We start from the raw sequence: 503 nt of genomic DNA on the forward strand, positions 1-503 counted from the left end.
GCTGCTCCAGCTCCACAAGGGGGAAGTCGGAAGGCGTGTGCCCCCCGCTGCCGGGGCGGGAGGCGTGAGCCGCGAATCCGGCCAGCATCGCCGCCCAGCCATCGAGCAGGGCCTGCACCTCCGCCTCATCCAGAATCCGCTCCGGCCAGACCAGGCTCAGCGTCAGCTCCGGCCCCCCGGGCACGTCGTGGACCATACCCAGAACCTCCAGGGCATGCATCACCGGGAACTGTCCAGGCGCGCCCGCGCCGGGCCCGACCTCACCGGTCGGCACCCACTCCCGCATCGTCCGGGAGCCGTCCGCTGCGATGTCAGGGACGCGACCGAGGTAGTTGAAGCCGATCTGCGCGGACGGCAGACCCGCCAACACGGCACCGGTCTCGGGGTTGAGGTAGCGCAGCATGCCGTAGCCCAGCCCGTCCCCCGGGACCGCCCGCAGTTGCTCCTTGACCCGCTTCACCACCCGCCCCGCAGCCGCACCCCCCGCCCGCACCTCGCCGATG

1 protein-coding gene is annotated in these 503 nt (G+C 72.6%); it reads right to left on the reverse strand.

Annotated elements, in window-relative coordinates:
• Positions 1-460: hypothetical protein (locus QMK28_RS34115; protein ID WP_326443580.1), on the reverse strand; the 460-nt coding region annotated here is incomplete at its 3' end.
• Positions 461-503: the final 43 nt, after the last annotated feature.

The sequence above is a fragment of the Streptomyces sp. H27-D2 genome (genome assembly GCF_035828615.1).
Classification (GTDB): domain Bacteria; phylum Actinomycetota; class Actinomycetes; order Streptomycetales; family Streptomycetaceae; genus Streptomyces.